Raw genomic sequence first — 13,020 nt, forward strand, 5'->3', positions numbered from 1 at the left:
CAGGCCCGCCGTCTGGCATATGTGGTTGCGCTGGGGAGACTAGCGCGCCGACCCAAGTCCGGCTAAGCCTCCCGGCCATAACCGATAGAGATTGGGAAATGCCCGATAGCGTTCAGGAAGTCTTGCAGGCCTTTGCCCGGGGTGAACTCGTGGTCGTCACCGACGACGAGGACCGTGAGGGCGAGGGCGATCTGATCGTCGCCGCCTCGCTCTGCACCGCCGAGAAGATGGCCTTCATCATCCGCCATACCTCCGGCATCGTCTGCGCGCCCGTGACGACCGAGGACGCGCGCCGCCTGCGGCTCGATCCGATGGTCGCCCACAACGATTCCGCGCACACCACCGCGTTCACGGTCTCGGTCGACTACAAGCCCGATGGCGGCACCGGCATCTCCGCCGAGGAGCGCGCCTCGTGCTGCCGCGCGCTCGCCAATCCCAATGTCGGCGCCCACGACTTCGCCCGGCCAGGCCACATCTTCCCGCTGATCGCCAAGGACGGCGGCGTGCTTTTGCGCTCCGGCCATACCGAGGCCGCCGTCGACCTCTGCAAGCTCTCCGGCCTGCCGCCGGTCGGCGTCATCAGCGAGCTCATGAACGACGACGGCAGCGTGATGAAGGGCGAGCAGGTTGCCCGCTTCGCCGCCGAGCACAAGCTCAAGCACGTCACCATCGCGGACATGATCGCCTACCGCCAGGCGCGCGAAAAGCTGATCGAGCGGGTCTCGACCTTCGTCACCGAGAGCCCGATCGGTCCGTTGCAGGGCTATGCCTACCGCTCGCCGTTCGATTCCATCGCGCACGTCGCCTTCGTCTACAACGGGGTCGGCGACGGCAAGAACGTGCTGACGCGCTTCCACAAGCCGAACATCGTCAAGGACACCTTCACCGGCCACAAGCGCATGGCGGTCGTGCTCGAGCATTTCAAGAAATCGGGCCGTGGCGTGCTGGTTTACTTGCGTGACGGCGCGGCCGGTGTCCCCGTGGCGCCGCTGCCGGACGAGTCGTCGACGGAGGCTGACCGCAACCGCCAGTGGCGCGAGGTCGGCGTCGGCGCGCAGATCCTGCGCGACCTCGGCGTCACCTCGATCCGGCATCTCACCTCCTCGGTGCACGACTACAAGGGTCTGTCGGGCTTCGGTATCGAGATCGTCGCCAACGAGCAGCTCGAAAGCTGACCACATCGCGTCCAGGTGCGTGCCGTTGCGCCGCCCCGGAACGATCGACACCAGGATGCAATTGAACTTGTTGCCGCGGCGCTTTACTTTGTCGGGCAATTATCGACGGAACCAGACGCGAAAGGACGTTTCATGAGCGTGCGCCCTCAGGCCAAGGACAAGCCGGCTGCGGCTTCTTTCCAGTGGGACGATCCGTTCCTGCTCGACGAGCAGCTCACCGAAGACGAGCGCATGGTGCGCGACACCGCCCGCGCTTACGCCCAGGACAAGCTGCTGCCGCGCGTCTCCAAGGCCTATCTCGAAGAGAAGACCGACCGCGAGATCTTCAACGAGATGGGCGAGCTCGGCCTGATCGGCATCACGTTGCCGGAGGAGTATGGCTGTGCCAATGCGAGCTACGTCGCCTATGGCCTCGTCGCGCGCGAGATCGAGCGGGTCGATTCCGGCTATCGCTCGATGAACTCGGTGCAGTCCTCGCTGGTGATGTACCCGATCTACGCCTATGGCGACGAGAACCAGCGCAAGAAGTACCTGCCGAAGCTCGCCAGCGGCGAGTGGGTCGGCTGCTTCGGTCTGACGGAGCCCGACGCCGGCTCCGATCCGGCCGGCATGAAGACCCGCGCCGAGAAGGTCTCGGACGGCTATCGTCTCACCGGCAGCAAGATGTGGATCTCGAACGCGCCGATCGCCGACGTGTTCGTGGTCTGGGCCAAGTCGGCTGCGCACGACAACCAGATCCGCGGCTTCGTGCTGGAGAAGGGCATGAAGGGCCTCTCCGCCCCGAAGATCGGCGGCAAGCTCTCGCTTCGTGCCTCCATCACGGGTGAGGTCGTGATGGACGGCGTCGTGGTTCCGGAAGACGCCCTGCTGCCCAACGTCTCCGGCCTCAAGGGCCCGTTCGGCTGCCTCAACCGCGCCCGTTACGGCATCTCCTGGGGTGCGTTAGGGGCCGCCGAGGACTGCATGCACCGCGCCCGCCAGTATACGCTCGACCGCAAGCAGTTCGGCAGGCCGCTCGCCGCGACCCAGCTGGTGCAGAAGAAGCTCGCGGACATGGAGACTGAGATCGCGCTGGGCCTGCAAGCCTCGTTGCGGGTCGGCCGCCTGATGGACGAGGGCAAGTTCGCGCCCGAGATGATCTCAATCGTCAAGCGCAACAATTGCGGCAAGGCCCTCGATATCGCCCGTACCGCTCGCGACATGCACGGCGGCAACGGCATCTCGATCGAGTATCACGTGATGCGCCACGTCCATAACCTCGAGACGGTCAACACTTACGAGGGCACCCACGACGTCCACGCCCTGATCCTCGGCCGCGCGATCACGGGCATCCAGGCGTTTTTCTAAGCGCCGCGTATTCCGTGGTCGTTGTTTTGCTCAGCTGTCATCGCCCGCCCCGTGCTGCAATTGCGCACTAGGGCGGGCGATCCAGTATTCCAGAGACCTGGCCTTCGCCACAGGCGCCGCGGCGTACTGGATATCCCGCCTTCGCGGGGTATGACAGCGGGGGGTGGGGCAGCAGTGCACAGGAAGGCCCATGTCCGACAACGACGACGTCCCGTTCAACCGCAACTTTCCACTTAAGCCTGGCGTCGTCGAGGAAGTCCGTCCCGGCGTGCGGCGCGTGCTCTGCAACAATCCGAGCCCCTTCACCTTCACCGGCACGGTCAGCTACATCGTTGGCACCGGCAACGTCGCGATCATCGACCCCGGCCCGGACGATGCGGCGCACGCAGCGGCGCTGCTCGAGGCCGTGCGCGGCGAGACGGTGAGCCACATCTTCGTCACCCACACCCACCGTGACCACTCGCCGAACACCGCGCGGATCAAGCAGGCGACCGGCGCGCCGGTTTATGCCGAAGGCCCGCATCGCGCCTCGCGCCCGCGTTTCGAGAGCGAGAAGCACAATCCGGAATCCGGCGTCGATCGCGATTTCGCGCCCGATATCACGATCGCCCATGGCGACGTCGTCGAGGGGGCCGGCTGGCGCCTCGAGGCGGTGGCGACGCCCGGCCACACCGCCAACCACCTCGCCTTCGCCTGGCCCGAGAGAAAATTCAACTTCGTTGGCGATCACGTGATGGGCTGGTCGACCTCGATCGTGGCGCCGCCCGACGGCTCGATGATCGACTACATGGACTCGCTCGAGCGGCTCGCGGCACGCGAGGAGGATCTCTATTTCTCAGGCCACGGCCCCGAGATTCCCGAGGGCCCGCGCTTTGCGCGCTTCCTGATCCGTCACCGCAAGGCGCGCGAGGCCTCGATCCTGCACCGCCTTGCCAAGGGCGAGACCGACATCCCGACCATGGTCCGCGCGATCTATATTGGTATCGATCCGAGGTTGACGACGGCCGCCGGCTACTCCGTGCTGGCGCACCTCGAAGACCTGGTCGCCCGCGGCGTGGTGGCAACGGATGGCGATCCCGTGATCGGCGGAACGTATCGAATGGCGAACGCGTAGCTCTCCGCCGTCATTCCGGGGCGATACGCAGCATCGAACCCGGAATCCATTCATCCACCAACTCTGCGGCTCAATGGATTCTCAGGTGCGCAATTGCGCACCATAGCTCGCGCTATCGCGCGCCCCGGAATGACAGCGAGGTTATTTCTTCACCGTCTTCGCCGGCGCCTTGGGCGGCGCGACCGGTGTCTTCTTTACCGGCTTGAGCGCGTCGGCATCGGCGGCGGTGTTGAGATCGTCGATGAATTTCTTGACGCGCGCGGCGTTGCTGCCGAGATCGCTGTCGAAATTGCGCGAAGCCGAACGGATATCGACGCGGGAATCATCGCCATCCGGCACGACCCTTATCGAAACGTCTTCGCGAAAACCCATGATCGGCGTGCGCGCGACCGCTTCGATGCGGCCGATGCGGCGCGGAGGCTGCGGTGCGCGCTCATCGATCACGATCCATTTGCGCTTGTGGACGAGCTGGAGCGCGATCGCATAGGCGCGGTCGACCGAAATCTCGAGCTCGACGGGCTCGATGTCGGGATAGAAGTGGCGCTGCTGCTCCGCCGAATAGAGGCCGGCATAGACCGCGGGGTTGGTGCCTTCGCCGGTACGCAGCCGCGCCAGCGCTTCGAAGCGCGGCGGATCGATCGGGTCGGTGGTGATGTCGTAAATCGACGGCAGCTTACGATATTGCAGGCCGAGATAGCCGGGGTAGGCGAGGATCGCCCCGTCGATCAGGAAGGCAAGCAGGATACGCGCCATGCCACGCGAGCCGTTCTGCCAGATCGCCGCAAAGCCGGCGAGCCCGAACAAGATCGACAGGCCGGCGATCGCGAGCCCGCCGAGGAAAGTCACAAGCGCCGGCTTCGGCTCCAGGAAATCGAAGCGGACGATGATGATGGACACCACCGCCGCCACCACCGCGAACACGGCCAGATTGCGCGCCCAGCTCGCGAGGCTGGACACGGGCTCCGACTGGTAGGGAGCGGAAAACCTGCGGGCCATCGAGTGAGCTCTGCCGGGGTTGGCGATGCCGGCCGATCTGGCGCGACGATGGGCCGTTGAGACCACGGCCCGAGGGCAAATTCAAGGGTCGATCACCCTCCCCTGGAGGGGGAGGGTCGATCGCGCGAAGCGCGAGCGGGGTGGGGTGACAGTCTTTCCGTTGAGGCGGTGCCCGTGTGGAGAGATCACCCCACCCCGTCTCACATTCCGCTTCGCCCCATGTGAGCCGATCCTCCCCCTCCAGGGGAGGGTGGCACCAACGCTTACGCCGCCGCGTTCGGGAAGCGATAGTCCTTGAACTGGTCGCGCAGCGCCGTCTTCAGGATCTTGCCGGTGGCCGTATGCGGAATACCATCGACGAAGACGACGTCATCGGGCATCCACCATTTGGCGATCTTGCCATCCATGTATTTGAGGATGTCCTCGCGCGTGGCCTGCTGGCCCTGCCTGAGCTGCACGATCAAAAGCGGCCTCTCATCCCATTTGGGGTGGAACACGCCGATCACGGCGGCTTCCGCCACGGCCGGGTGGCCGACCGCGAGGTTTTCGAGATCGATCGAGGAGATCCACTCGCCGCCGGACTTGATCACGTCCTTGGAGCGATCGGTGATTCGCATGTAGCCGGCCTCGTCGATGGTCGAGACGTCGCCGGTGTCGAAGAAGCCTTCCTCGTCGAGGATGTTGTCGTCGAGCCGGTAATAGGCCTTGGCGACGGCGGGCCCGGAGACCTTGAGGCGGCCGAAGGTCCTGCCGTCCCAGGGCAGCTCCTTGCCGGCATCGTCGGTGATCTTCATCTGCACGCCGAAGGGCGCATAGCCCTGCATCTGCAGCACGTCGAGCTTGGCATCGCCCGTCGCGTTCTGGAACGGCGGCTTCAGCGCCGCGACGCTGCCGATCGGGCTCATTTCGGTCATGCCCCAGGCGTGACGCACGTTCGAGCCCATGTCGAGGAAGGCCTTGATCATCGAGCGCGGCATCGCCGAGCCGCCGCAGATCACCATCTTCAGGTTCGGCAGCTTGAGATTGTTGGCAGCCATGTGCTGGAGCAGCATCAGCCACACCGTCGGCACGCCGGCGGTGTGCGTCACCTTCTCGGTCGAGAGCAGCTCATAGACCGAGGCGCCGTCGAGCTTGGCGCCGGGCATGACCAGCTTGGTGCCCTGCGAGGGCGCGGAAAAGGCGATGCCCCAGCTGTTGGCGTGGAACAGCGGAACCACCGGCAGCATGGTCTCGGACGCGCTGGTGCCGAGCGCGTCGACATTGTTGGCCATCAGCGCGTGCAGCACGTTGGAGCGATGCGAGTACAGCACGCCCTTCGGGTCGCCCGTGGTGCCCGACGTGTAGCACATCGCGGCCGCCGTGTTCTCGTCAAAGTCCTTCCATTTGAACTTGCCGTCGGCCTCGGCAATCCAGTCCTCGTAGGCTACCGCATTCTTCAGCGTGGTCTGCGGCATATGCGCCTTGTCGGTGAGCACGATGTAGCGCTCCACGCTTCCCAGCTTGTCGGCGATCTTCTCCAGGATCGGAACGAAGGTGATGTCGGTCATCACGACGCGATCCTGCGCATGATTGATGATCCAGGCGATCTGCTCCGGGAAAAGGCGGGGATTGACGGTATGGCAGATGGCGCCGATCCCCATGATGCCGTACCAAGCCTCGAGATGGCGCCAGGTGTTCCAGGCGATCGTTGCGACACGGTCGCCGAGCTTGATGCCGTCGCGTTCCAACATCTGCGAGACCTTGAGCGCGCGCTTGTGGATCTCGGCGTAGTTGGTGCGATGGATCGGTCCCTCGACCGAGCGCGTGACCACCTCCTGCTTGCCATGAATCCTGGCGGCGTGTTCGATGATCCGGTGGCAGAGCAGGGGCCAATCTTGCATCAAACCAAGCATTCCGACGTTCCTCCGAGAAGTTGCTGGGCGCTTTGTCGCTCTCAGCGTTGGGCCAAAGAATTGACATGACTTTTAGCCTGCCGGACTTTCGCCGCAAATGGTCTTGTCGCGGCTATATGTCCGCTGGCGCGGCAATGGTTACCGCTGCGCTCGGGCTGGTGCTTGTGCCTGCCGAGACGGCAGAGGCGCGGAAATATCTAGCGCCCCTCGATATCTTCGGCCTTGGTACACCACGGCCGCGCGCGGCCGTTCATGCCGCCAAGATTCCGCTGCCAAGACCGCGGCCCGACGAGGCTCCCAAGGCACCGGAAAAGGCACCGGACGAGGCACCGCCGGAGGCGGAGGGGAAGCCTTCTCCCGACCAGCCGAGCGCCGACAAGCCTGCAGATGCTGCGTCGCTACCCCCGAAACAGGTCTCAGCCTGCCGCCTCGCGCTGACCGAGGACATTGCGATCGCGCCCTCAATCCCGGATATCCGCGGCCCCGGCGCCTGCGGCGGCGAGGATCTGGTGCGGCTGGAAGCCATCGTGCTGCCGGACAAGCGGAAGGTGACGGTCAAGCCGGCGGCGATCCTTCGCTGCACCATGGCGTCCGCGATCGCCGATTGGCTGCGCAAGGACATGGTGCCGCTGGCCACCAGCCTCGGCTCGCCCATCAGCGACCTCGACAATTTCGATGCCTTCGAATGCCGCGGCCGCAACCGCGTCGTTGGCGCGATGCTGTCCGAGCACGGCAAGGCCAATGCCATCGACATCCGCGCCATCAAGCTCGCCAATGGGCAGTCGATCGGCCTCACCGACCGCACCATATCGCGCGAGGTGCGCGAGCGCGTGCTGCATTCGGTCTGCGCGCGCTTTTCCACCGTGCTCGGTCCGGGCTCGGACTGGTATCACGAGGATCACATCCATCTCGACCTGGCGCAGCGGCGCAACGACTACCGGATCTGTCAGTGGAATGTGTGGGATCCCCTGCCGCTAATCGCCCCGATATTGCCGGCGGAACGTCCGGAGGAGGCGCCGCCGCGCGAGGTCGCGGCCAAGCCCGAGGCAAAGGAAGGTGCCGATGATGATGCGGCGGAGAAATCCTCTCCGCCCGAGGACAAGGCGGTGCCCGAGAAGAAGGCTCATTCGTCCAAGCCGGCAACAAACAAGTCGGTAACAAACAAGCCGGCAACAAAAAAGCGCCGGTGAAACCGGCGCTTTTGGATGTCTAGAGATCGGAGGCGATCAGTAGCTGCCCGCCTGGCCGGTCTGGCTGCTGCCGAGCGCCAATCGCGAGTTGTACGGGGAGTCGCCATGCTTGGGCTCGAGCACCACGACGATGGTGCCGACCTTGACCCGGTTATAGAGGTCGATCGCGTCTTCGTTGGTCAGGCGGATGCAGCCCGACGAGATCGAGGCGCCGATATACTCCGGCTGGTTGGTGCCGTGGATGCGGAACAACGTGTCCTTGCCGCCCGAGTAGAGATACATCGCGCGCGAGCCCATCGGATTGTCCGGGCCAGGTGCGACATAGGTCGGCACGCCCAGACGCGAGATCTCACCCGGGGTCGGATGCCAGGCCGGCCATTCGGTCATGCTGCCGACCTTGGCGATACCGGACCACGCCATGGCCTCTTCGCCGACGGTGATGCCGTAGCGGATCGCCTTGCCGCCCTCCAGCACGTAATAGAGGTAGTGGTTGTCGGAATCGACCACGATCGAGCCCGGGGATTCCTTGCGGTGGTATTCGACGATGGCGCGGCGGAACGGCTCCGCGACCGGAGTGTTCTCGTACCGGACCTTGGCGAGGAGTTCCTTGTCCTTCGGCTTGAACGCCTTGGTGTCGGTCGCCTCGAAATGCGTGGCCTGCATGCAGCCCGACAGCATCAGGCCAGCGGCCAAAATCCCAAACTTAACTTTCAGCGACGACATGGTTTGGTTCCAATCAAAACAATACCGTGCGGAACGCCTGAGCTTAGCGCCCAAGTTCCTCGACTCCGTTAATCCCCATTATCGTTGAAATCTGCCACAATTCCAGCGCTGAAGCCCTTTTCCCGCGCTGCAAGAGCCCACCTGTGGCTTTTCTGCCGCAAATTTGGGGGTGTTATGTGGGTTTTTTGGCCAGACGCGTCAGACTTGTCGATTCCGTGCCACAGTTGAGCCCCGGCGCCGCCACACATGCAAACGCTCCGTTAATGTTGTTGTCATCGTGAACCTGTCAGAATCGCGCTAAGGGCTGTCATTCTGTCGCAGGATCTCTGGAGCTTTTCATGTTTTCGGTGTTTGTTCCCTCCGAGTCCGTCCTCAAGAAGGCTGTCATCGAGGATCTTGCGGCTGTCCCGGAGAACGCCGTCTGGATCGACCTCGTCAGTCCGAGCGCGGCCGAGGACAAGGCGGTGGAGCGGCTCGCGGGTATCGCCATCCCGACCCGGGAAGACATGCAGGAGATCGAGATCTCCAGCCGCCTCTATATGGAGAACGGCGCGCGCTACATGACTGCGACGCTGATGTGCCAGTCCGATACCGACATGCCCCGGACCACGGCGGTGACCTTCATCCTCGGCGACCACCGCCTGGTGACGGTACGCTACGACCTGCCGAAGCCGTTCGCTCTGGTCGAGGCCAAGCTTGCCCGCTCCTGCACGCCCTCCATCACTGGCGAGATGGTGCTGATGGAGCTGCTGGACGCCGTGATCGACCGCTGCGCCGACATTCTGGAGCGCTGCGGCACCGAGATCGATCAGGTCAGCCACGACATCTTCGAGCCTGAGAGCGAGCGCCACGGGCAGGCAAAGAGATATTCCCAGATCTTGATCTCGATCGGCCGCAAGGGCGATTTGACCTCGAAGGTTCGCGAGAGTCTGGTGTCGATCGGCCGCGTCGTGACGTTCCTGTCCGCGGTAGTCGAGGGCGTGAAATGGTCCAAGGACATGCGCGAGCAGCTCAAGACCATGCAGCGCGACGTGGCGTCACTGACCGACCACGCCTCCTATCTCTCCAACAAGATCACCTTCGTGCTCGACGCCATGCTCGGCGTCGTCAATCTCGAGCAGAACAACATCATCAAGCTGTTCTCGGTGATGGCCGTCGTGCTGATGCCGCCGACGCTGATCGCCTCGGTCTACGGCATGAATTTCAAGGTGATGCCGGAACTCGAATGGGTGCACGGCTATCCGATGGCACTGGTGATGATGCTGATCGCCGCCATTGTTCCGTACTGGATCTTCAAGTGGAAGAAGTGGCTGTAGGTGCCATGCTCGAGCAAAGATACCTACCGAGATATTACGCCGCTCGCTGAGACACGGTGAATCGTGTCGCAGAATAGATCGGGATTGCGGCGGCGCGGTGATGTGCGCGCCGTGCCGCAATTCCTCCGGTAAAATTTGAGCGGTGGGCTGAACGTTTGCGCGAAACTTGTCTGCGATAAGCAGTGCGTAGCCGCGAGGAACAGCCATGGTTGAAAAACACATAACGTCGCCCCGCAACGTCATCGATCTGGCGAATTATCGTCAGGTCCTGGCGAGCGGCAAGGCGCCGTCGATGTCGGCGCGCATGTGCCGGCACTGTGGTGCTCCGCTGCTCGATGGTGAGAACGACGACGACTGCTCGACTGCATTCAGCACGGCCGCTCCGCGGCCGCGCGAGAGGTCGCGTCGGATTCGACTCGATTGAGGAACGGAAGGTAAGGGCGATCCAGGACTTGCGGCGGCGTTGTCTGGATCGCCTTGCTTCCGCTCTTCGGCAAATCTGCTAGCGCTTAACTATCTGCGCCGTCGAGACGATGGTCTCTTCGATCGCACAGTCGCGGCTGAACGGGACGAGATGATTTAAGACCTCGCTCAGCATCGCCTCGACATTCTCGCCCAGTGCATCCCGTGACGAGGACGAATAAGTAAGCGTGCGCTCCGCCAAATCGTGCAGGCCGACCAGATGGCTGGTCTCGACGGTGACAAGCTCGGTGAGCTGCAACGGGCTACCGCGGAAGAACGCGGAAAGGTCGCGATGGGTCCGCGTGCCCCGGCCTGCCTCCTCCCAGAGCTGCGACGGCGACCAGCGGCGGCGAATTTCGTTGTAACCATCGAGCCATGGGTTGCGGCCGTCGATAGTCGAGAACGAAGCGCAGATCGCGATCGCGCCCTCGTGTGCGACCAGCTGGTCGAGTTGCGTCAGCGTCGTGTCGCGATCCATCCAATGCAACGCACGGCCGATCGTGACGATGTCGAACGTGCCGATGTCGGGTGGAAGCGTCTCTGCCTTGCCTTCGATCAGCGTGACATGTCGACCCGCGCGGGAAGCGGCAAGCCGCGCGGCGTCGAGCATCGCAGGCTCCGGATCGACTCCGACGACACGGCCGACATAAGGGCCGAAGCCGAGCGCCAGCAGCCCGGGTCCGGTACCGAGATCAATCAGGCTGCTCTGTTTGGTGAGGCCGAGCTTTTGCGCGACGCTGCGAAAGAATTCGCCCGGATAGGGCGGCCGCAGATGCTCATAGAGATAGGCGGTGCTCGCAAACCGGCCCATGCGTCACCTGGCCTTACACGTGCTGGCCGCCGTTGATGTGGATCTCGGCGCCGTTGACGTAAGAACTGGTGTCGGTGCACAGCACGTAAATGATTTTTGCCACTTCGTCGGGCGTGCCGAGGCGGTGCATCGGGATCTGCTGCTCGACGATCTTCTCGGTGCCTGGCGACAGGATCGAGGTGTCGATCTCGCCCGGGGCGATCGCGTTGACGCGCACGCCGATGCGGCCGAAGTCGGAGGCCATCTCGCGCGTCAGCGCGGCGAGCGCCGCCTTCGAGGTGGCATAGGCCGCGCCCGCGAAGGGGTGCACGCGCGAGCCCGCGATCGAGGTGACGTTGACGACCGAGCCCTTGGCCGCCTTCAATTCCTCGATCAGCCCGCGCGCCATCATGATCGGCGCGAAGAAGTTGACATGGAAGACGTGAGTCCAGGTGTCGAGATCAGTGTCGACCGAGCCGAGCCGGGAGCCACCGGGGCCCTTCGGCGAGATCGCGGCATTGTTGACCAGCGCGTGCAGCGTGCCGCCCTCGAGCCGGCGACGGATCTCGTTGATCGCGCGCGCGGTGTCCTCGGGATCGCCGAGGTCGACCTGGATGTGGTCCTCGGGCCCCGCGTCCCACGGGCAGTCCTCCGGGAAGGGATGCCGCGAGCAGGTGATGACCCGCCAGCCCGCCGAGGAGAAGCGGATCACGGTGGCGTGGCCGATGCCGCGGCTGGCTCCGGTCAGGAGCAGCGTACGACGCGGCGCGTTGGACGAATGCGGCATGGACATCTTTCAGGTCGGCCCAAAGCTCGAGACAAGGTTCAAGATGAGGCTCAAGGGTACATCCGCGACTTGGACCATTTCTGGCCGGCCGCGTCACGGCGAAATTCGATGCGGTCGTGCAGGCGGAACGGGCGGTCGTGCCAGAACTCGATACGCAAGGGCGTGATGCGCCAGCCGCTCCAGCCCGGCGGCCGCGGCACTTCGCCGATGACGTATTTGGCCGCAACCTTGGCGATGGCCTGCTCGAAAGCGAAGCGGCTCTCCAGCTCTTGCGACTGCTTGCTCGCCCAGGCGCCGATCTGGGCCTGCTTGGGGCGGGTGGCGAAATAGGCGTCGGCCTCTGCGTCGGTCACCGGTGTCACGTTGCCGCGGATGCGGACCTGACGCCGCAGCGACTTCCAGTGAAAAAGTAACGCTGCCTTAGGATTTGCGGCGAGTTCGCGGCCCTTCTGGCTGGCGATGTGGCTGTAGAAGACGAAACCTTCGGTATCGAAGCCCTTCATCAGCACCATGCGCACGTCAGGCAGCCCGTCAGGGTCGACGGTTGCGAGCGCCATGGCGTTCGGATCGTTCGGCTCGCTCTTGATCGCCTCGTTCAGCCAAGCCTCGAACAGCGCAAATGGCTCGTCGGCAGCGGTGAAATCACCGGATGTTAAGGGTGTCTGGTGTTTCATCGAGGTCGTGTCGGTCATGTCTGGAGTCCGAGTTGCGTCCCGCGGCCCAAAACGCATTGTTGTCCGCTACCGCCCTATATAGGGCATGGGGACGCGTTGGCCTATCGACGATCCGGCCATCCGGCGTCGTCATGACGATGATTCTGATCGGGGTTGGTGCCGGGGGGTGCAGCTTTTCCCGCAACGACAGCAGCGCCTACGCCAAGGCCGACGACAGCGACCTCACCGGCTCGATCGCGCGGCCGGCGAAGGACGCCCCCCCGACCGAGACCGATCTCGCCTTCACCCGCAACGCCGCCTCCGACGTCCTCAGCAAGGGCGACAAGGATTCCAGCCAGCATTGGGAGAATCCGGAGACCGGCGCGCGCGGCTCGGTGACGCCGATCGCCCAGTCCTATGCCGCCGAGGACGGACGCAAATGCCGCGACTTCCTGGCAAGCTACGTCAACGGCAGCACCGAAAGCTGGCTCCAGGGCGCCGGCTGCCAAAGCAGCCGTGGCCGTTGGGAGATTCATACGCTAAAGCCGTGGCGGAGCTAGCTTCAGCGCGCTCCT

Annotated in this window: 12 protein-coding genes; 6 read left to right on the forward strand and 6 right to left on the reverse strand. The window is 64.1% G+C overall.

Annotation, left to right across the window (positions count from 1 at the left end):
* Positions 1–98 precede the first annotated feature (98 nt).
* The 3 genes from ribB to CVM73_RS22320 all read left to right on the forward strand — a co-directional run bounded on the left by ribB (position 99) and on the right by CVM73_RS22320 (position 3,636).
* Positions 99–1,175, forward strand: a complete 1,077-nt coding sequence (gene ribB, locus CVM73_RS22310) for a 3,4-dihydroxy-2-butanone-4-phosphate synthase (RefSeq protein ID WP_100234007.1) — start codon at positions 99–101, stop codon at positions 1,173–1,175.
* A gap of 132 nt (positions 1,176–1,307) precedes the next feature.
* Positions 1,308–2,522, forward strand: coding sequence for an acyl-CoA dehydrogenase (locus tag CVM73_RS22315; RefSeq protein WP_100234008.1), 1,215 nt, complete (start codon positions 1,308–1,310; stop codon positions 2,520–2,522).
* 190 nt (positions 2,523–2,712) lie between these two features.
* Positions 2,713–3,636, forward strand: a complete 924-nt coding sequence (locus tag CVM73_RS22320) for an MBL fold metallo-hydrolase (RefSeq protein WP_167406984.1) — start codon at positions 2,713–2,715, stop codon at positions 3,634–3,636.
* A 141-nt stretch (positions 3,637–3,777) separates the two neighbouring features.
* Here CVM73_RS22320 and CVM73_RS22325 read toward each other — a convergent pair whose 3' ends face one another.
* Together CVM73_RS22325 and CVM73_RS22330 are read right to left on the reverse strand one after the other, a co-directional pair.
* Positions 3,778–4,632, reverse strand: a complete 855-nt coding sequence (locus CVM73_RS22325; protein ID WP_100234010.1) for a DUF1499 domain-containing protein — start codon at positions 4,630–4,632, stop codon at positions 3,778–3,780.
* A gap of 263 nt (positions 4,633–4,895) precedes the next feature.
* A complete protein-coding gene (locus CVM73_RS22330) occupies positions 4,896–6,524 on the reverse strand; it encodes a fatty-acid--CoA ligase (RefSeq protein ID WP_100234011.1) in 1,629 nt (542 codons plus the stop codon).
* A gap of 65 nt (positions 6,525–6,589) precedes the next feature.
* Here CVM73_RS22330 and CVM73_RS22335 point away from each other — a divergent pair, with 65 nt between their 5' ends.
* The gene (locus CVM73_RS22335; RefSeq protein WP_100234012.1) at positions 6,590–7,714 is read left to right on the forward strand and encodes an extensin family protein; all 1,125 of its coding nucleotides are present in this window, start codon (positions 6,590–6,592) and stop codon (positions 7,712–7,714) included.
* Between the two features lie 36 nt (positions 7,715–7,750).
* Here CVM73_RS22335 and CVM73_RS22340 read toward each other — a convergent pair whose 3' ends face one another.
* Positions 7,751–8,437: a L,D-transpeptidase gene (locus CVM73_RS22340; protein ID WP_100234013.1), complete on the reverse strand. Its 687-nt coding sequence runs from the start codon at positions 8,435–8,437 to the stop codon at positions 7,751–7,753.
* A 338-nt stretch (positions 8,438–8,775) separates the two neighbouring features.
* On the opposite strand from CVM73_RS22340, the gene CVM73_RS22345 reads away from it, so the two are divergent.
* Positions 8,776–9,753 (forward strand): magnesium transporter CorA family protein, encoded by a 978-nt coding sequence (locus CVM73_RS22345; protein ID WP_100234014.1) that lies wholly within the window; start codon positions 8,776–8,778, stop codon positions 9,751–9,753.
* Between the two features lie 502 nt (positions 9,754–10,255).
* Here CVM73_RS22345 and CVM73_RS22355 read toward each other — a convergent pair.
* From CVM73_RS22355 to pdxH, 3 genes are read right to left on the reverse strand one after another with little or no spacing between them, the layout of a single operon-like run.
* Positions 10,256–11,026 carry a class I SAM-dependent methyltransferase gene (locus CVM73_RS22355; RefSeq protein WP_100234015.1) on the reverse strand — a complete coding sequence of 257 codons (771 nt, stop codon included), beginning with the start codon at positions 11,024–11,026 and terminating at the stop codon, positions 10,256–10,258.
* Positions 11,027–11,039: 13 nt separating this feature from the next.
* Positions 11,040–11,792 (reverse strand): SDR family NAD(P)-dependent oxidoreductase, encoded by a 753-nt coding sequence (locus CVM73_RS22360; protein WP_100234052.1) that lies wholly within the window; start codon positions 11,790–11,792, stop codon positions 11,040–11,042.
* A gap of 50 nt (positions 11,793–11,842) precedes the next feature.
* Entirely contained in the window at positions 11,843–12,484 is a 642-nt protein-coding gene (pdxH, locus tag CVM73_RS22365; protein ID WP_100234016.1) for a pyridoxamine 5'-phosphate oxidase, read from the reverse strand.
* Between the two features lie 113 nt (positions 12,485–12,597).
* Here pdxH and CVM73_RS22370 point away from each other — a divergent pair, with 113 nt between their 5' ends.
* Entirely contained in the window at positions 12,598–13,005 is a 408-nt protein-coding gene (locus tag CVM73_RS22370) for an RT0821/Lpp0805 family surface protein (RefSeq protein WP_167406985.1), read from the forward strand.
* Positions 13,006–13,020 lie beyond the last annotated feature (15 nt).

The organism is Bradyrhizobium forestalis, from assembly GCF_002795245.1.
GTDB lineage: Bacteria > Pseudomonadota > Alphaproteobacteria > Rhizobiales > Xanthobacteraceae > Bradyrhizobium > Bradyrhizobium forestalis.